This is a genomic window from Pseudomonas eucalypticola (assembly GCF_013374995.1).
Lineage (GTDB): Bacteria > Pseudomonadota > Gammaproteobacteria > Pseudomonadales > Pseudomonadaceae > Aquipseudomonas > Aquipseudomonas eucalypticola.
In genome coordinates, this window is sequence record NZ_CP056030.1 from 5,474,836 (window position 1) to 5,492,474 (window position 17,639).

A 17,639-nucleotide genomic window follows, 5' to 3' on the forward strand; every position below is an offset into this window, starting at 1 on the left:
CGCCTCTAAAGCAACTCCACTGTGTGTGGGACCGGGCGAAGCTCGGGAAGGGGACAATGCGTATTTCATGGAAGAACGCATTGCCTGTTTCCCGAGCTTCGCCCGGTCCCACAGAGTGACAGCCCCCCTGCGGTCGCCGTGGAATTTGCAGCTAATCTGAATTCCATCCCCCTATCAATGGAGCAAGCCCATGACAGCGTGGCGCGGCATCAGCCTATGGATGGACCAACTGGAAGACTCCCTCACGCCACGCCCGACGCTGGAACACGACCTGGACGTCGACGTCGTCATCATTGGCGCCGGCTACACCGGCCTGTGGACCGCCTATTACCTCAAGCTGCAGGCCCCTGGCCTGAACATCGCCATCCTCGAAGCCCAGACCGCCGGTTTTGGTGCTTCCGGCCGCAACGGCGGCTGGTTGATGGGCAACCTGCTCAACGATGATCGCCTGCTGGCGACACTGCCCGCCGAGCAGCGGCGTGCTTCGTTCGACTTGCTGCACGGCATTCCCGATGAAGTCGCCCAGGTGGCCGCCATCGAAGGCATCGACTGCCATTACCGCAAGGGCGGCGCGCTGTATTGCGCGGCCCGTTACCCTGAGCAGGAAACCAGCCAGCGCCAATACCTCGAACATCTGCACAAACTGGGGCTGGGCGACCAGGACTACCGTTGGCTGACCCCGGCGCAGGTCGCCGACCAGGTGCGCGTTGACCGCTGCTATGGCGCGATCTTCACGCCGCACATGGCGACCATTCAACCGGCACGCCTGGCACGTGGCCTGGCGCGCACGGTGCAGCGCATGGGCGTGCGGCTATACGAGAACAGCCCTGTCACCGATTGGCAGCCCCGCCAGGTGCGCACGGCGAAGGCCACTGTGCGCAGCCACTGGGTGGTGCCGGCCGTGGAAGGCTACAGCGCCAACCTGCCGCCCCTGGGCCGGTATCACTTGCCGGTACAAAGCCTGCTGGTGGCCACCGAGCCATTGAGCGACGCGCAATGGCAAGGCATCGGCCTGGAACACGGCCAGGCCTTCGGCGAAGCCAGCCGCCAAGTCACCTATGGCCAACGCTCCGCCGACGGCCGCCTGGTGTTCGGTGCCCGGGGTGGCTACCGTTTTGGCGGCCAACTGCGCCACGACTTCACCCTCAGCGACCAGGAAATCGGCCTGCGCCGCTACCTGTTCGGTGAACTGTTCCCGCAGCTCAAGGACGTGCGCATCACCCACGCCTGGGGTGGCAACCTGGGCATGGCCCGGCGCTTTCGCCCGCACATGCTCTGCGACCACGCCAGCGGCCTGGCGCTGGCCGGTGGCTACGGCGGCGAAGGCGTGGGGGCCAGCAACCTGGGCGGCCGCACCCTGGCGGCGCTGATACTGCAGCAGCACAACGAACTGGTGCGCCAGCCCTGGGTAACCTGCACGGGCGGCCTGGCCAACCTGAAAGCCTGGGAGCCGGAACCGTGCCGCTGGCTCGGCTACAACGCCATCATCAAGAGCTTCGTCCATGAAGACCAGACCCTGGCAAACCCGGCGGCCGCACCCTGGCGGCGGCAGCTGGCCAGCCGGTTGGCGGATGTGATGGAGGGGTTGATGCGGTGAGCCGCGAGCCGCCTCGATTCGCCCTGTCGACAATTCCCGAGCTGGCGTATGCTTCAGCAGCCTCTTTCTCAAGGCTTGTCCCAATGCTGCTGAAGATTACCGCCACCCTGCTGCTCGCCCTTGTTGCCAGCGCCGCCCAAGCCGCGGACACGGTGCGCATCTACAACTGGTCGGAATACATCGCACCGGACACGTTGAAGCATTTTCAGGCCCAGACCGGCATCGTGCCGAGCTACTCGCTGTACGACAGCAACGAGGTGCTCAACGACAAGCTGGTGGCACGCCACTCCGGCTATGACGTGGTGTTTCCGTCCACGCACTTCATGGCGCATCAGGTCCAGGGCAATCTGCTGATGGACCTGGACCGCAGCCAACTGCCCAATTGGGGCAACCTGAACCCGGTGCTGCTCAAGGTGCTGGAGGTCAACGACCCGGGCAACCGCCACGGTTTTCCTTACCTGTGGGGCAGCACGGGCATCGGCTACAACATCGACAAGGTCAAGGCGGCGCTGGGGCCCAACGCGCCGGTAGACTCCTGGGACCTGATCTTCAAGCCGGAAAACATCAGCAAGCTGAAAGCCTGCGGCGTCGCATTCGTCAATAGCGGGCCGGAACTGCTGCCCATCACCTTGAATTACCTGGGCCTGCCTCCTCACAGCACCAACCCCGACGACTACCTGAAAGCTCAAGCGCTGCTGATGAACATTCGGCCCTATGTGGCTTACTTCGATACTGCGCGGTACATCGACGACCTCACCCAGGGCAAGGTCTGCGTGGTGGTGGGCTACAACGGCGACGTGCTGCAGGCCCAGACCAACGCCCGCCAGGCCAACAACGGTGTGAACATCGCATACTCGGTCCCGAAGGAAGGCGCCCCGCTATGGTTCGACATGGTCGCCATGCCCGCCGATGCCCCCGACGCGAAGGCTGGCTATGCCTTCATGAACTACCTGCTGGAGCCCAAGGTAATGGCGGGTATCAGCAACTACGTGCACTACGCCAACGCCAACGAAAAGGCCGATGCGTTGATCTCGCCGTCGTTGCGGGGCAACAGCCTGGTGTACCCGGATGAAGACACCATGAGCCGCCTGTTCCCGCTGCAGGCAATGCCTGCGGCGATCGACAAGGTGCGGTTGCGGGTGTGGAACAAGGTGATGGCGGGTGAGCAGGCCGCGCAGAATTGATTTTCTGTCAAACGCGCTTACTCTGCGGCCGGTACACGCAGTTGACGGATCACCTCCAGGCAATACCCCACTGCTGGCGACACATCCCCCACGCGCCGGCTGAGAATGATCGGTGACGTCGCATTGGCTTCCTGCAATGGGCTATAGCCGATGTCATCGCGGTGCAGGATCTGCACCGACTCCGGCACCAGTGTGATGCCAATCCCCGCCCCCACCAGGCCGATCGCGGTCTGCAGTTCGTTGGTCCACTGCGCTACCTTGATGCTCAGGCCGTGGGCGGAAAACAGGGCCAGTACGTGGTCGGCGTAGCTAGGCCTGGGGTTGCCGGGGTAAAGCACGAACGGTTCGCTGGCGAGTTGCGCGAGGGAGGCCGTATGGCCCAGCAACGGGTGCCCGGCAGGCAGCACCGCGATCAAGCGGTCTTCGCGCAGAACCGTTTGCGTGATGGCTGGGTCATCGATGTGGATGCGGCCAAACCCCACGTCGATGCGCCCGGCTTTCAGCGCCTCGACCTGCTGCACCGTGGTCATCTCTGAGAGGCCCAATTCCAGCTCGATCTCGGCGTCGTCGCCACGCAGGCGGCGGATCATCTCAGGCAAGACGCCATAGAGCGTCGAGGGCGCGAAGCCGATGCCCATCCAGGTTTTCTTGCCCTGCCCGATGCGCCGTGTGTTGCCACACAGGCTGTCGAGTTGATGCAGCAAGGCATTGCTGTGTTCGAAGAAATAGCGTCCTGCTTCGGTCAGCCGTAGCGGGCGGGCACGCTCCAGCAAACTGACGCCCAGCTCGTCTTCCAACTGCTGGATCTGCCGGCTCAGGGGCGGCTGGGCAATGTGCAGGCGCTCTGCGGCGCGGGTGAAGTTCAACGTCTGGGCCAATACCTGAAAATAGCGCAGATGCCTGAGTTCCATGATCACCTCCGTTTCAGACGATACCCTGAGGGTATAAAACCAGACTCATTCTATATTGGATTCAACGCGTGCGGCGGATCACTATCGGGTTATACAAGAACACAACCTGACGGGTATCGAAATGAGTCATCCCATCATCGAGTCGCTGGAGACGATCATCGTCGACCTGCCGACCATTCGCCCGCACAAACTGGCCATGCACACCATGCAAAACCAGACGCTGGTGTTGCTGCGCCTGCGCTGCAGCGACGGCGTGGAAGGCATTGGCGAGTCCACCACCATCGGTGGCCTGAGCTACGGCAACGAAAGCCCCGAAAGCATCAAGGTCAACATCGACGCCCATTTCGCACCTTTGCTCATCGGCCAGCCCGCCGACAACGTCAACGCCGCCATGCAGCGCATCGAACGTAGCGTGCGTGGCAACACCTTTGCCAAATCCGGTATCGAAAGCGCCTTGCTGGACGCTCAGGGCAAACGCCGTGGACTGGCCGTGAGCGAATTGCTGGGCGGGCGCCTGCGCGACAGCCTGCCAGTAGCCTGGACCCTGGCCAGTGGCGACACGGCGCGCGATATCGCCGAAGCGGAAAAAATGCTCGATGTGCGCCGCCACCGCATCTTCAAATTGAAGATCGGTGCCGGCGAGGTCAACAAGGACCTGGCCCACGTGATCGCCATCAAGAAAGCCGTGGGCGAGCGCGCCAGCGTGCGGGTGGACGTCAATCAGGCCTGGGACGAAGCAGTGGCCCTGCGGGCCTGCCGCATACTCGGTGACAACGGCATCGACCTGGTCGAGCAGCCTATCTCGCGTTACAACGGCGTTGGCATGGCGCGGTTGAGTGCCAGCAGCCCGGTCCCGATCATGGCCGACGAAGCCATCGAATCAGTAGAAGATGCGTTCAACCTGGCCCGCATCGGCGCCGGTACCATTTTCGCCCTGAAAATCGCCAAGACCGGTGGCCCCCGCGCGGCGCTGCGGGCTGCCGCCATCGCCGACGCGGCGGGTATCGGCCTGTATGGCGGCACCATGCTCGAAGGCGGCATCGGTACCCTGGCCTCGGCGCAGGCCTTTGTCACGTTGCCGAAAATGGCCTGGGACACCGAGCTGTTCGGCCCGTTGCTGCTGACCGAGGACATCCTCGCCAACCCGCCGGTTTACCGCGACTTTCACCTGCATGTTCCCAACACCCCCGGCCTTGGGCTGGAATTGGATGAAGACCGCGTGGCCTTCTTCCGTCGTGACAAGACCACCACGGCTTACAGCCACAGCTAAGGAGAAGCCCGCCATGCTGTTCCACGTGAAGATGACCGTGAACCTGCCCCCTGACATGGACCCGGCCAAGGCCACTGCCTTGAAGGCCGATGAGAAGGAACTCGCCCAGCGCCTGCAACGCGAAGGCAAATGGCGCCACCTGTGGCGGATCGCCGGGCTATACGCCAATTACAGCGTGTTCGACGTGAACAGTGTCCAGGAGCTGCACGACCTGCTGATGCAATTGCCGCTTTACCCCTACATGAAGATCGAACTGGATGCGATGTGCCGTCATCCTTCCTCGATTCACCAAGACGATCGCTGAAAAGACCTGAACCAACCGAATTGCCTAATAACTACAAGATGAGGCTACACCCATGAATATCAAAATCTCGCAAACCGAATCGGTACAGCAGTTCTTCAAACAAGCCACCGGGGCGTTCAACGATGCTGGCAACGCCAGGTCCAAAACCCTGATACACCGCATTGTCACCGACGCGGTGAAGATCATCGAAGAGCTGGACGTCACGCCAGAAGAGTTCTGGAAGGCGGTCAACTACGTCAACGTGCTGGGTTCCCACCAGGAAGCCGGACTGCTGATGGCAGGCCTTGGCCTGGAGCATTACATGGACCTGCAACTGGACGCCCAGGACGAGGCGGCCGGGCAACTGGGCGGTACGCCGCGCACCATCGAAGGCCCGCTGTACGTGGCCGGCGCGCCTCTGGTCCAACACCAGGCGCGCCTAGACGACGGCACCGACCCAGGCACCGTGCTGTTCATGCAGGGCCAGGTCACCGACACCGACGGCAAGCCGCTGGCGGGCGCCATCGTCGACGTCTGGCATGCCAATACAGGCGGTACCTACTCCTATTTCGACCCGTCCCAATCGGAGTTCAACCTGCGTCGCCGCATCGAGACAGATAGCGAGGGGCGCTATCGCTTCCGCAGCATCGTGCCCTCGGGCTATGGCGTGCCCCCTACCGGGCCAACCCAGCAACTGCTCGACGAACTGGGCCGCCATGGCCAACGCCCGGCGCACATCCATTTCTTCATCTCAGCGCCGGGTCACCGGCACCTGACCACCCAGATCAACCTGGCAGGTGATCCATACCTGTATGAAGACTTCGCCCATGCCACCCGGGATGGGCTGATTGCAGAAATCCATTTCAGTAATGATCAGGCGCGCGCGCAGCAGCACGGCGTGACGGGCAAGTTTGCCGAAATCGATTTTGACTTCACCTTGCAGCCAACCGAGAAACCCAAGGCAGACCAGCGCCCACCGCGAGTTCGCGCCCTGGAAGCCTGAGACCAGCCCGCGTCACAAACCCCGAGCAGCATCAGGTACACCGCATGTACCGCCGACGCGGCCAGGTCCGCTGCTACGCCGACCGCTGTAGCAGCGGACCTGGCCGCGTCATAAACACCGCGCAGCATCAGGCACACCGCCTACACCGCCAACGCGGCCAGGTCCGCTGCTACGCCGACCGCTGTAGCAGCGGACCCGGCCGCGTCAAAAACACCGCGCAGCATCAGGTACACCGCCTACACCGCCGACGCGGCCTGGGAGCGGATACCCCAAAAAAAGGGCAACCCGTGGGCTGCCCTGCTTTCAACTTAGTGGTGCTCGCGCGTGGCGCGGAATTTCACGTCCGGCCAGCGCTCTTCCATCAGCGCCAGGTTGACCCGGGTAGGCGCCAGGTAAGTCAGGTGACCGCCGCCGTCCACCGCGATGTTTTCCACCGCCTTGTTCTTGAATTCTTCAAGCTTCTTCTTGTCGGCGCACTCGATCCAGCGCGCCGACCAGACAGTGATCGGCTCATAGGAGCATTCCACCTTGTACTCTTCCTTCAGGCGGCTGGCGACCACGTCGAACTGCAGCACGCCCACGGCGCCGAGGATGATGTCGTTGCTGCGCTCGGGGAAGAACACCTGGGTGGCGCCTTCCTCGGCCAACTGCTGCAAGCCTTGGCGCAGCTGCTTGGATTTGAGCGGGTCGCGCAGGCGTACGCGGCGGAACAGCTCCGGCGCAAAGTGCGGGATGCCAGTGAAGCCCAGCACTTCGCCTTCGGTGAAGGTGTCGCCGATCTGGATGGTGCCGTGGTTGTGCAAGCCAATGATGTCGCCGGCAAAAGCCTCTTCCAGCTGCTCACGCTCGGAGGAGAAGAACGTCAGCGCGTCGCCGATGCGCAGGTCCTTGCCGGTGCGCACGTGACGCATCTTCATGCCCTTCTCGTACTTGCCCGAGCAGATGCGCATGAAAGCGATGCGGTCGCGGTGCTTGGGGTCCATGTTCGCCTGGATCTTGAACACGAAGCCGCTAAATTTCTCTTCCACTGGCTCCACGGTACGTTCGTGGGCCACGCGGGCCAAGGGGCGCGGCGCCCAGTCGACAACGGCGTCGAGCACGTGGTCTACGCCGAAATTGCCCAGCGCGGTGCCGAAGAATACCGGGGTCAGCTGGCCGTTCATGAACTCGTCCTGGTCGAATTCGTGGCAGGCACCCTGCACCAGTTCCAGTTGCTCCAGGAAGCGGTCGTATTCATCACCCAGGTGCGCGCGGGCCTCGTCGGAGTCCAGCTTCTCGATGATCTTCACCTCGGTACGTTCGTGGCCGTGGCCCGGGGTGTAGACAATGATGTAGTCGCCCGCCAGGTGGTACACACCCTTGAAATCACGGTAGCAGCCGATCGGCCAGGTGATCGGCGCAGCCTTGATCTTCAGGACCGCCTCGATCTCGTCGAGCAGCTCGATAGGGTCGCGGATGTCACGGTCCAGCTTGTTGATGAAGCTGACGATCGGCGTGTCGCGCAGGCGGCAGACGTCCATCAGGGCGATGGTCCGCGGCTCTACGCCCTTACCACCGTCGAGCACCATCAGGGCCGAGTCCACCGCGGTCAGGGTGCGGTAGGTATCTTCCGAGAAGTCTTCGTGACCGGGGGTGTCGAGCAGGTTGACCATGTGGTCGCGATACGGGAACTGCATCACCGAGGTGGTGATGGAGATACCGCGCTGCTTCTCCATCTCCATCCAGTCGGACGTGGCGTGGCGGTCGGATTTACGCGACTTCACGGTACCGGCCACGGCAATGGCCTTGCCCATCAGCAAGAGTTTCTCGGTGATGGTGGTCTTACCGGCGTCCGGGTGGGAAATGATGGCGAAAGTGCGGCGTTTCGCGACTTCGGCGGCCTGTTGGGTCATGGGAAATCGCCTGCGAGGTGATTCAAAAAAGGGCGCAGATTATAGCTCAAACTCAACGCCCAGCTAAACCGTTGAGTCAATTAAGGGTGGCCAAATGCTGCCGCAGATGGGAACCTTTTAATACGTGGAGGCGTCCACTCCCCTGATATGACCGTTCGTCAGGGTGCCGAAACACTAGCAACAGCTGCCTGACGAGGCTGCGCTTATGGCACGCATCGGCCCTGTTTTCACAGCCCGCCGAACGTGCTGCTTCTCGCGAACCCACCGTTGACCGCCAGGAATGGCCGGTTGCCACTGACGGTGTGTGCGCCGACTGAAAAAAGGAGTCCGCCTGTGGCTATTCGCTATGGCAAAGGGCTAATGGGGTGCGCGGCCGTCGTCGTCATCCTGGCCCTGCTGGTCCACTGGATCGGCATCAGTACCATCGAGCAGTACCGTGAAGATTTACTGTTTTACCTGCAAGCGCATCTGATACTGGTGGTGGCCTCCATGGCCGCGGCACTGGTGGTGGGGATTCCAGCGGGCATTGCCCTCAGCCGACCGAACATGGTTGGCCGCGCCGAACGTTTCATGCAGATCTTCAACATCGGTAACACCGTCCCGCCCCTGGCCGTACTGGCCATCGCCCTGGGCATACTTGGCATCGGCAGCGGCCCGGCCATCTTTGCCCTGTTCCTCGCGTCACTGTTGCCCATCGTGCGCAACACCTACGAAGGCCTGAAAAACGTTCAGGGCTCCCTCAAGGAAGCGGCCGTCGGCATCGGCATGACCCCGCGCCAAGTGCTGTTCCAGGTCGAGTTGCCCAACGCCGTGCCCATCATCATCGGTGGCGTGCGCGTGGCCCTGGCCATCAACGTCGGTACCGCCCCCCTGTCATTCCTGATTGGCGCCAACAGCCTGGGCAGCCTGATCTTCCCCGGCATCGCCCTGAACAATCAGCCGCAACTGCTGCTGGGCGCCGCGTGCACCGCGCTGCTGGCGCTGTTGCTCGACGGCCTGGTGTCGATGGCCAGCCGCCTATGGCTGGAACGTGGTCTGACTCGCTGAGCGAAGGAACCTACATGAAAGTATCAAGCATGCTGCTGGGCCTGGCCCTGCTGTGCGCGGGCGTCACCAACGCCGCGGAAAAACCGGTGATCCGCCTAGGCGCCCGGGTGTTCACCGAACAGTCGGTGCTGGCTGCCATCACCGCGCAGTACCTCAACACCAAAGGCTACAACGTCCAGGTCACCAGTGGCCTGGGCAGCAACCTGGCGCGCAGTGCCCAGGAAACCAACCAGCTTGACATGGTGTGGGAATACACCGGCGTGTCGCTGGTGGCCTACAACCACGTCAACGAGAAACTCGACAGCGCCGCCACCTACCAGCGGGTCAAGGAACTCGACGCGAAGAAAGGCCTGGTGTGGCTGGCCCCGTCCAAATTCAGCAACACCTATGCCCTGGCCCTGCCGGAAAAGATCGCCAAGGCCTACCCCCAGGTCAACACCATCACCCAGCTCAACCAGGTGCTGATGGATGAACCGAACAAAGGCCACGTGCTGGCCCTGGACACCGAGTTCGCCAACCGCTCCGACGGGCTGGTGGGCCTGACCAAAACCTATGACCTGAAATTCACCCGCCCCGACATCCGCCAGATGGATGCCGGCCTGGTCTATACCGCGCTGCGCAATGGCCAGGTGTTCACGGGCCTGGTGTACACCACCGACGGGCGCCTGAACGCCTTCCATCTCAAGCTGCTGGAAGACGACAAGCACTACTTCCCCGACTACACGGCCGCCCCCGTGGTGCGCCAGGACTTCCTCGACAAGCACCCGGACCTGGCCGCCGACCTCAAGCCGCTGGCCGAGCGGCTGGACGACGAAACCATGCGCCAGCTCAACGCCAAGGTCGACGTGGACCACCTGAGCCCGACGGTCGTGGCCGACCAGTTCCTGCGCGACCACCCCGTGCCTGCCGCCGCGAAGGAGCAACCATGAATTTTATCGATACCTTCTCTCTGCTGGACTGGTCGCAGGTGCTGCACCTGACCGGCCAGCACATCGCCCTGGTCGGCGTGGCCGTGAGCCTGGCCATTCTGGTGGGTGTGCCCCTGGGCATCCTCATGACCCGCTTCCCGGCCGCCGCCGGCGTCATGCAGGCCAGCGCCACGGTGCTGCTGACCATTCCGTCCATCGCCCTGTTCGGCCTGCTGCTGCCCTTCTATTCGAAGTTCGGCCAAGGGCTGGGGCCGTTGCCTGCCATCACCGCGGTGTTCCTCTACTCGTTGCTGCCGATCATGCGCAACACCTACCTGGCGCTGACCGGCGTGGAGCCTGGCATTCGTGAAGCCGCCCGCGGTATCGGCATGACCTTCGGCCAGCGCCTGCGCATGGTCGAACTGCCCATCGCCGTACCGGTGATCCTGGCGGGCGTGCGCACCGCCGTGGTCATGAACATCGGCGTCATGACCATTGCCGCCACCATCGGCGCCGGTGGCCTGGGCGTTCTCATCCTCACTTCCATCAGCCGCAGCGACATGTCGATGCTCATCGTCGGCGCCGTGCTGGTGAGCGTCCTGGCGATCATCGCCGACCTCGCCCTGCAATGGCTGCAACGCGCCCTGACTCCCAAAGGATTACTCAAATGATCGAACTTCAGAACCTGACCAAGACTTTCAACAGCAACGGCAAAGACGTCAAGGCCGTGGACTCCGTGAGCCTGACCGTCAACGAAGGCGAGATCTGCGTGTTCCTGGGCCCGTCGGGCTGCGGCAAGAGCACCACGCTGAAAATGATCAACCGCCTGATCATGCCCACCTCGGGCAAGGTGCTGATCAACGGCGAAGACACCACGGACCTGGACGAAGTGACCCTGCGCCGCAACATCGGCTATGTGATCCAGCAGATCGGCCTGTTCCCCAACATGACCATCGAGGAAAACATCACCGTGGTGCCGCGCCTGCTGGGTTGGGACAAGCAGAAATGCCACGAACGCGCCCGCGAGCTGATGAGCATGATCAAGCTCGAACCCAAGCAGTACCTGCACCGCTACCCGCGCGAACTGTCGGGCGGCCAGCAACAGCGCATCGGCGTAATCCGCGCCCTGGCGGCCGATGCGCCCTTGTTGCTGATGGACGAACCGTTCGGTGCCGTGGACCCGATCAACCGCGAGATGATCCAGAACGAATTCTTCGAGATGCAGCGGGCGTTGAACAAGACCGTGATCATGGTCAGCCACGACATCGACGAGGCCATCAAGCTGGGTGACAAGATCGCCATCTTCCGCGCCGGCAAACTGCTGCAGATCGACCACCCGGACACCCTGCTGGCGCACCCGGTGGATGATTTCGTCAGCAACTTCGTGGGCCAGGACAGCACCCTCAAGCGCCTGTTGCTGGTAAAAGCCGAGGACGCTGCCGACAACGCGCCGTCCGTCAGCCCGGAAACCCCGGTGGCCGATGCCTTGGAGCTGATGGACGAGCACGATCGTCGCTACGTGGTCATGACCGATGCGCAGAACAAGGCCATGGGCTACGTGCGCCGCCGCGACCTGCACCGCCAGCAGGGCACCTGCCACGACTACCTGCGCCCGTTCAACGCCACCGCCGCCTACGACGAACACCTGCGCATCCTGCTGTCGCGCATGTACGAGTTCAACCGCGCCTGGTTGCCGGTGCTGGACGCGGAGAATGTGTTCCTGGGTGAGGTGACCCAGGAGTCCATCGCCGCGTACCTGAGTTCGGGCCGCTCGCGGGGCATGAAGACCAACATCGTCTCCCCGGCCGAATTGGTCGAGCAGACCACCGTCGCATGAGCCTGTCGGTCGTGCGCGAACCAGGTGGGGGGAACATCAGCCTGTCATGCAGGTCGGTTATCAAGGGTGTACCCAAGGCTCAGCGACGAACGCGTGTAAAAACGCGACATTTTTTGTTGATCTTGAGCCCCTCACGTCCTAAAGTTCGCGCCGACCGTCCATGCTGGAAACGATCCATCCGGCTCAAGTACTGACGACGAGACAGCAGGCCATGGGGAAGCACGTCTTCCTGTGGCCTTTTTGCTTTCGGCGACATGCCTTGGGAAGTAGGCGAACCAAAGTGGGGATACGGAGGGCGGTCAAGAGAGGTGTGCATCCGGTGCCACCTTCACCCATGAATATTTTCAATGTTTGCCAGCAGGAGTCCCAGCATGTCGATCCAGGTCGAAGACTATTTCGCGCGCGAAACCTTCCAGAAAATGAAGGCGTTCGCCGACAAGCAAGAAACCCCTTTCGTACTCATCGACACCCAGATGATCAGCCAGGCCTACGACGACCTGCGCGCCGGTTTCGAATTCGCCAAGGTCTACTACGCGGTCAAGGCCAACCCTGCGGTCGAGATCATCGACCTGCTGCGCGACAAGGGTTCGAGCTTCGACATCGCCTCGATCTACGAGCTGGATAAAGTCATGGGCCAGGGCGTTGGCCCTGAGCGCATCAGCTACGGCAACACCATCAAGAAGTCCAAGGACATTCGCTACTTCTACGAGAAGGGCGTGCGCCTGTTCGCCACCGACTCCGAAGCCGACCTGCGCAACATTGCCAAGGCCGCCCCGGGCTCGAAAGTGTACGTGCGTATCCTGACCGAAGGTTCCACCACCGCTGACTGGCCGCTGTCGCGCAAGTTCGGCTGCCAGACCGACATGGCCATGGACCTGCTGATCCTGGCCCGCGACCTGGGCCTGGTGCCTTACGGCATCTCGTTCCACGTAGGGTCGCAACAGCGCGACATCAGCGTGTGGGACGCCGCCATCGCCAAGGTGAAGGTGATCTTCGAACGCCTGAAGGAAGAAGACGGTATCCACCTGAAGCTGATCAACATGGGTGGCGGCTTCCCGGCCAACTACATCACCCGTACCAATAGCCTGGAAACCTACGCGGAAGAGATCATCCGCTTCCTGAAGGAAGACTTCGGTGACGATCTGCCGGAAATCATCCTGGAGCCGGGCCGCTCGCTGATCGCCAACGCTGGCATCCTGGTCAGTGAAGTAGTGCTGGTGGCCCGCAAGTCGCGCACCGCCGTCGAGCGCTGGGTATACACCGACGTGGGCAAATTCAGCGGCCTGATCGAAACCATGGACGAAGCCATCAAGTTCCCGATCTGGACCGAGAAGAAAGGCGAAGTGGAAGAAGTGGTCATCGCCGGCCCGACCTGCGACAGCGCCGACATCATGTACGAGAACTACAAGTACGGCCTGCCACTGAACCTGGCCATCGGTGACCGCCTGTACTGGCTGTCCACCGGCGCCTACACCACCAGCTACAGCGCCGTGGAGTTCAACGGCTTCCCGCCGCTGAAATCGTTCTACATCTAAGCATTCGCTGAACAACGAAACCGGGCCTCGCGCCCGGTTTTTTTACGCCCCCCACACCGCCCGTAGCAGCGGACCCGGCCGCGTCAAGAACGCCGCGTAGCATCAGGCACACCCCATGCATCGCCGACGCGGCCGGGTCCGCTGCTACGCCAGGGAATCGGCTTTCGCCTGGTACAGCGTCGCCATGGCCCGGATGCGGGTGTCGCTGGCCTGCAGCAACGCAGGCCCGCTGACACGCAGGAAATTCAGGTTGCCACCTTCCAGCGCCCGCTGCAGCCAATGCAGCGCGTCTTCCACCCTGCCGGCCTCGGCCAGCACCGCGGCGTGGCTGAACTGCCCACGAAAATCACCGGCTTCGGCCGAACGTCGGTACCAGTCGTGCGCCTGGGCAGGGTCGGCTGCGCACGCCATGCCGTTTTCCAGGTAACGCCCCAGCAGGTTCATCGACTTGGCATGCCCCATCAGCGCCGCACGGCGGTAGCAGGCCAGCGCCAGTTCATGGTCAAGGGCCACGCCACGCCCGGTGCCCAGCAGGTTGGCGTAGTTGTACAACCCCCAATCCAGCCCGGCTGCCGCGGCCTCACGGTAATGCACCGCCGCCTGCCTGGCGTCCACCGCCCCGCCCCAACCGTGTTCGTGGCAACGCCCGAGCATGTTGCGGGCCATGGCATGCCCGCCGTTGGCGGCGATAGCGAACCATGTACGCGCCAGCGCGGGGTCGCGCTCGATGCCTTGGCCGTCCAGCAGAATCTGCCCCAGCAACGCCTGGGCGTCGGCCATGCCGGCGCGCGCGGCAGTCAGGATCGCCTGGGCGGCACGGGCGGGGTTGTCGTCCAGCATCGCACGCAGGCGCTGGGCGTCGAGCACTTCCTCGCGGCGCAGTTGGTAGCCCATGTCAGACGTCCACCCAGCGCCGCAACAGGTTGTGGTAGGTGCCCGTCAGGCGGATCAGCGAGGGGTGGTCGGGCACATCACGGGTCAGGCTCTGGATGGCACCGTCCATCTCGAACAGCAGCGCCCGCTGGCTGTCCTCGCGCACCAGGCTCTGGGTCCAGAAAAACGAGGCGTAACGTGCGCCGCGGGTCACGGCGTTGACCTTGTGCAGGCTGGTACCGGGGTACAGCACCAGGTCACCGGCCGGCAACTTGACCCGCTGGGTGCCAAAGGTGTCCTGGATCTCCAGCTCCCCGCCTTCATATTCGTCAGGGTCACTGAAGAACAGCGTCGATGACAGGTCGGTGCGCACCCGCTCCGGGTTGCCACGGGCCTGGCGCACGGCATTGTCGATGTGAAAGTCGAAATTGCCGCCTGCCGTGTAACAGTTCAGTAACGGTGGGAACACCTTGTGGGGCAGCGCGGCCGACATGAACAGCGGGTTCTGCCACAGCCTTTCCAGCATGGCCGCGCCAATCTCGACCGCCAATGGGTGGCCCTCAGGCAGTTGCAGATTGTGCTTGGCCTTGGCCGACTGATGGCCGGCGGTGGCCTTGCCATCGGCCCAATCGGCTGCTTCCAGGGCCTGGCGAATGCGCGCCACCTCCTCTCGGGAGAAGATTGCGGGGATGTGCAAAAGCATGGCGGTGGCACCTGGAGGAGGAAAGATGCCAATGGTATTGATTCTTATTGACTGTGTACAACGGCTCGACGTACGAATTTGTTAAAAACGTAACAACAAATTGTAAAGAACGTAAATTAGATACGAATGGCAGGGTATCTCAATTGATACCGAGTTTCATTTACCCTACATTCCGCCGCCTCGACACACCTTGGGGAAGGCCAAAAACAATGTCACGCCAACACGTTCACGTACCTGTCAGCTCGCCACGCCTGCTGGTCTCGGCCATCGGCATGGCTCTGGGCGCCGCTTCGGTCTCGCAGTTCGCCCAGGCCGCCGAAGACACCGATGCCAAGCAGAACGGTGCCATTTCGCTCGGCGCTACCAGCATCACCGGTGAGGCCCAGGAGCCTTCCTACCAGGTCGAGAAGTCAGCTTCCAATAAATACACCGCACCGCTGACCGACACCCCACGCTCTGTCACCGTCATCCCTCAACAGGTGATCAAGGACACAGCAGCCACGTCGCTACAAGATGCCCTTCGTACTGTGCCGGGCATTACCTTCGGCGCTGGCGAAGGCGGCAACCCGCAAGGCGACCGACCGTTCATCCGCGGCTTCGACGCCCAGGGTGACACGTACCTGGACGGCGTGCGTGACACGGGTGCGCAAACCCGGGAAATTTTTGACATCGAATCGGTGGAGGTCAGCAAGGGCCCGAACTCGGCTTTCGGCGGCCGCGGCTCGGCAGGCGGCAGCATCAACCTTATCAGCAAGCTGCCCAAGGACCACGACTTCATCGACGGCGGCTTTACCTACGGCTCCGACCAGACGCGCCGCTACACCCTGGACGTCAACCGCAAATTCCTCGATACCGCGGCCTTTCGTCTGAACCTGATGAGCCACGAGCAGAACGTGGCCGGGCGTGACGCGGTCAATTACGACCGTTGGGGCGTGGCACCGTCGTTGACCTTCGGGCTGGGCACCGAGAACCGCCTGAACCTCAGCTACTATCACGTGGAAAGCAACGACCTGCCGGACTCGGGCATTCCCTATGGCTACAGCTCGGCCGATGCCACCGCCCACGTGCACGACAAGCCCACCGATGGCGGCAACAGCAACAACTTCTATGGCCTGAAAGACCGCGACTTCCGCAAGACCCGCGCCGACATCAGCACCATTTCGTTCGAACACGACTTCAGCGACACCATGACGCTGAAAAACACCCTGCGCCATGGCAATACTGGCCAGGACTACATCCTGACCCAGCCCGACGACAGCCAGAAGAACGTCAACAAGTACGGCACCGTATGGCGCCGCGCCAACGCCCGGGTCAGCACCACCGAGACCACCACCAACCAGACCGATCTGTTTGGCGAGTTCAACCTGCTTGGCTTCAAGAACAACTACTCCACCGGCGTTGAGTTCACCCGTGAAGTCAGCAACGTGACCGGCTACACCTTCGCCAACCCGGCGAACAGCAACCCCGGCGCCACTTCGCCAGGTGGCACCGGTTGCCAGCCTGGAGAAACCAACGGTGGTACCTGTACTTCGCTGAGCAACCCGAACCCGGACGACGACTACACTGGCACCATCACCCGCAACTACGCGGGCACCAGGACTACCGCCAATACCCGTGCCATCTATGCCTTCGACACCATCGAACTGGACCCGCAATGGCTGCTGAACCTGGGCACGCGTTTCGACAGCTTTGATACCAAGGCCGACAGCGCCACCACCGGCAAGACCAAGAACGATTCCACCTTCTGGAACTGGCAGGCCGGCCTGGTCTACAAGCCAACCGACAACGGCAGCATCTATGCCTCGTTCGCTACCTCGGCCACACCGCCGGGCGCCATGCTTAACGAAGGTATTGATGGCAACCCGCTGACGGCAGGCAACAGCACCCTGCAGAGCGACCTGGAACCGGAAACCACCAAGAACTACGAAATCGGTACCAAGTGGGACGTACTGCAGGACCGCGTCTCGTTGACCGCGGACATTTTCCGTACCGAGAAGGAAAACACCCGGGTACTGACCGCCAACAACACCTACGAAAACGCCGGCAAGACCCGTGTCGACGGTTTCGAACTGTCGGCCACCGGCAAGATCACCGAGAAATGGCAGGTATTCGCTGGGTATAGCTACCTGGACAGCGAGATCGTCAGCGGTGGCCTGTCCGGCCGCAACGGCACCGTCACAGGGGGAGCCGCTACCGACGGCAATGAACTGCCCAACACACCGAAACATAGCGCCAGCCTGTGGACCACGTACCAGGTGGCGCCGAAGCTGACCATCGGCGGCGGTGCCTTCTACGTGGGTGAAGTCTGGGGCGACACTGCCAATACCGTGTATGTCCCGTCCTACACGCGCTACGACGCCATGGCGGCGTACAAGCTGAACAAAAACGTCGACTTCCAGCTCAACGTGCAGAACCTGACCGACAAGGTCTACTACGACAAGGCCTACGCCGCGCATTTCGCCAACCAGGCGGCCGGCCGAACCGTGCTGTTCAGCACCAACTTCCACTTCTGATTCAAGAGAAGTGCCCCCAGGCCCCGCTCACTGTTGAGCGGGGCTTTTGCATGCATGAGATTTATTCGCAACCGATGCGGCAT

15 protein-coding genes are annotated in these 17,639 nt (G+C 62.4%); 11 read left to right on the plus strand and 4 right to left on the minus strand.

The features are described 5' to 3' along the window. The first annotated feature begins 190 nt into the window (after positions 1 to 190). The gene (locus tag HWQ56_RS24460) at positions 191 to 1,597 is read left to right on the plus strand and encodes an NAD(P)/FAD-dependent oxidoreductase (protein WP_176571969.1); all 1,407 of its coding nucleotides are present in this window, start codon (positions 191 to 193) and stop codon (positions 1,595 to 1,597) included. 83 nt (positions 1,598 to 1,680) lie between these two features. Beyond that, the gene (locus tag HWQ56_RS24465; protein WP_158155116.1) at positions 1,681 to 2,781 is read left to right on the plus strand and encodes a polyamine ABC transporter substrate-binding protein; all 1,101 of its coding nucleotides are present in this window, start codon (positions 1,681 to 1,683) and stop codon (positions 2,779 to 2,781) included. Positions 2,782 to 2,798: 17 nt separating this feature from the next. On the opposite strand, the gene HWQ56_RS24470 is transcribed toward HWQ56_RS24465, so the two are convergent. After that, the gene (locus HWQ56_RS24470) at positions 2,799 to 3,692 is read right to left on the minus strand and encodes a LysR family transcriptional regulator (protein ID WP_176571970.1); all 894 of its coding nucleotides are present in this window, start codon (positions 3,690 to 3,692) and stop codon (positions 2,799 to 2,801) included. A gap of 121 nt (positions 3,693 to 3,813) precedes the next feature. On the opposite strand from HWQ56_RS24470, the gene HWQ56_RS24475 reads away from it, so the two are divergent. Genes HWQ56_RS24475 through catA form a run of 3 tightly spaced genes read left to right on the plus strand, consistent with a single transcriptional unit; the run spans position 3,814 to position 6,248 of the window. After that, positions 3,814 to 4,962 (plus strand): muconate cycloisomerase family protein, encoded by a 1,149-nt coding sequence (locus tag HWQ56_RS24475; protein WP_176571971.1) that lies wholly within the window; start codon positions 3,814 to 3,816, stop codon positions 4,960 to 4,962. A 13-nt stretch (positions 4,963 to 4,975) separates the two neighbouring features. Further along, positions 4,976 to 5,266 carry a muconolactone Delta-isomerase gene (gene catC, locus HWQ56_RS24480; RefSeq protein WP_176571972.1) on the plus strand — a complete coding sequence of 97 codons (291 nt, stop codon included), beginning with the start codon at positions 4,976 to 4,978 and terminating at the stop codon, positions 5,264 to 5,266. Between the two features lie 52 nt (positions 5,267 to 5,318). Continuing rightward, complete coding sequence (gene catA / locus HWQ56_RS24485; RefSeq protein WP_176571973.1) at positions 5,319 to 6,248, plus strand: catechol 1,2-dioxygenase; 930 nt, start codon at positions 5,319 to 5,321, stop codon at positions 6,246 to 6,248. 308 nt (positions 6,249 to 6,556) lie between these two features. Here catA and HWQ56_RS24490 read toward each other — a convergent pair whose 3' ends face one another. Further along, complete coding sequence (locus HWQ56_RS24490; RefSeq protein ID WP_158152697.1) at positions 6,557 to 8,140, minus strand: peptide chain release factor 3; 1,584 nt, start codon at positions 8,138 to 8,140, stop codon at positions 6,557 to 6,559. 360 nt (positions 8,141 to 8,500) lie between these two features. Here HWQ56_RS24490 and HWQ56_RS24495 point away from each other — a divergent pair, with 360 nt between their 5' ends. The 5 genes from HWQ56_RS24495 to HWQ56_RS24515 all read left to right on the plus strand — a co-directional run bounded on the left by HWQ56_RS24495 (position 8,501) and on the right by HWQ56_RS24515 (position 13,467). After that, on the plus strand, positions 8,501 to 9,187 hold the full coding sequence (locus HWQ56_RS24495; RefSeq protein WP_176572480.1) for an ABC transporter permease: 687 nt from the start codon (positions 8,501 to 8,503) through the stop codon (positions 9,185 to 9,187). A gap of 14 nt (positions 9,188 to 9,201) precedes the next feature. Next, positions 9,202 to 10,116, plus strand: coding sequence for a glycine betaine ABC transporter substrate-binding protein (locus HWQ56_RS24500; RefSeq protein WP_176571974.1), 915 nt, complete (start codon positions 9,202 to 9,204; stop codon positions 10,114 to 10,116). Next, complete coding sequence (locus HWQ56_RS24505) at positions 10,113 to 10,766, plus strand: ABC transporter permease (RefSeq protein WP_158152700.1); 654 nt, start codon at positions 10,113 to 10,115, stop codon at positions 10,764 to 10,766. Before HWQ56_RS24500 ends, HWQ56_RS24505 begins: the two co-directional genes overlap by 4 nt. Then, positions 10,763 to 11,932: an osmoprotectant ABC transporter ATP-binding protein OsmV gene (locus HWQ56_RS24510; RefSeq protein WP_158152701.1), complete on the plus strand. Its 1,170-nt coding sequence runs from the start codon at positions 10,763 to 10,765 to the stop codon at positions 11,930 to 11,932. The genes HWQ56_RS24505 and HWQ56_RS24510 overlap by 4 nt, the downstream gene beginning before the upstream one ends. Before the next feature lie 371 nt (positions 11,933 to 12,303). Then, the gene (locus tag HWQ56_RS24515; RefSeq protein WP_158152702.1) at positions 12,304 to 13,467 is read left to right on the plus strand and encodes a type III PLP-dependent enzyme; all 1,164 of its coding nucleotides are present in this window, start codon (positions 12,304 to 12,306) and stop codon (positions 13,465 to 13,467) included. Positions 13,468 to 13,611: 144 nt separating this feature from the next. Here HWQ56_RS24515 and HWQ56_RS24520 read toward each other — a convergent pair whose 3' ends face one another. Both HWQ56_RS24520 and HWQ56_RS24525 read right to left on the minus strand, forming a co-directional pair. After that, positions 13,612 to 14,361: a tetratricopeptide repeat protein gene (locus tag HWQ56_RS24520; protein ID WP_158152703.1), complete on the minus strand. Its 750-nt coding sequence runs from the start codon at positions 14,359 to 14,361 to the stop codon at positions 13,612 to 13,614. A gap of 1 nt (position 14,362) precedes the next feature. Next, complete coding sequence (locus HWQ56_RS24525) at positions 14,363 to 15,043, minus strand: Fe2+-dependent dioxygenase (RefSeq protein ID WP_158152704.1); 681 nt, start codon at positions 15,041 to 15,043, stop codon at positions 14,363 to 14,365. Positions 15,044 to 15,252: 209 nt separating this feature from the next. Between HWQ56_RS24525 and HWQ56_RS24530 the strand changes: the two genes are divergently transcribed. Beyond that, on the plus strand, positions 15,253 to 17,556 hold the full coding sequence (locus HWQ56_RS24530; RefSeq protein ID WP_176571975.1) for a TonB-dependent receptor: 2,304 nt from the start codon (positions 15,253 to 15,255) through the stop codon (positions 17,554 to 17,556). The last annotated feature ends 83 nt before the right edge of the window (positions 17,557 to 17,639 follow it).

What these genes read in the sequence shown, in the direction of transcription:
- HWQ56_RS24460 (WP_176571969.1), top strand. Translation starts at nt 191, where the DNA reads ATGACAGCGTGGCGCGGCATCAGCCTATGGATGGACCAACTGGAAGAC.
- HWQ56_RS24465 (WP_158155116.1), top strand. Translation starts at nt 1,681, where the DNA reads ATGCTGCTGAAGATTACCGCCACCCTGCTGCTCGCCCTTGTTGCCAGC.
- HWQ56_RS24470 (WP_176571970.1), bottom strand. Translation starts at nt 3,692, where the DNA reads ATGGAACTCAGGCATCTGCGCTATTTTCAGGTATTGGCCCAGACGTTG.
- HWQ56_RS24475 (WP_176571971.1), top strand. Translation starts at nt 3,814, where the DNA reads ATGAGTCATCCCATCATCGAGTCGCTGGAGACGATCATCGTCGACCTG.
- catC (WP_176571972.1), top strand. Translation starts at nt 4,976, where the DNA reads ATGCTGTTCCACGTGAAGATGACCGTGAACCTGCCCCCTGACATGGAC.
- catA (WP_176571973.1), top strand. Translation starts at nt 5,319, where the DNA reads ATGAATATCAAAATCTCGCAAACCGAATCGGTACAGCAGTTCTTCAAA.
- HWQ56_RS24490 (WP_158152697.1), bottom strand. Translation starts at nt 8,140, where the DNA reads ATGACCCAACAGGCCGCCGAAGTCGCGAAACGCCGCACTTTCGCCATC.
- HWQ56_RS24495 (WP_176572480.1), top strand. Translation starts at nt 8,501, where the DNA reads ATGGGGTGCGCGGCCGTCGTCGTCATCCTGGCCCTGCTGGTCCACTGG.
- HWQ56_RS24500 (WP_176571974.1), top strand. Translation starts at nt 9,202, where the DNA reads ATGAAAGTATCAAGCATGCTGCTGGGCCTGGCCCTGCTGTGCGCGGGC.
- HWQ56_RS24505 (WP_158152700.1), top strand. Translation starts at nt 10,113, where the DNA reads ATGAATTTTATCGATACCTTCTCTCTGCTGGACTGGTCGCAGGTGCTG.
- HWQ56_RS24510 (WP_158152701.1), top strand. Translation starts at nt 10,763, where the DNA reads ATGATCGAACTTCAGAACCTGACCAAGACTTTCAACAGCAACGGCAAA.
- HWQ56_RS24515 (WP_158152702.1), top strand. Translation starts at nt 12,304, where the DNA reads ATGTCGATCCAGGTCGAAGACTATTTCGCGCGCGAAACCTTCCAGAAA.
- HWQ56_RS24520 (WP_158152703.1), bottom strand. Translation starts at nt 14,361, where the DNA reads ATGGGCTACCAACTGCGCCGCGAGGAAGTGCTCGACGCCCAGCGCCTG.
- HWQ56_RS24525 (WP_158152704.1), bottom strand. Translation starts at nt 15,043, where the DNA reads ATGCTTTTGCACATCCCCGCAATCTTCTCCCGAGAGGAGGTGGCGCGC.
- HWQ56_RS24530 (WP_176571975.1), top strand. Translation starts at nt 15,253, where the DNA reads ATGTCACGCCAACACGTTCACGTACCTGTCAGCTCGCCACGCCTGCTG.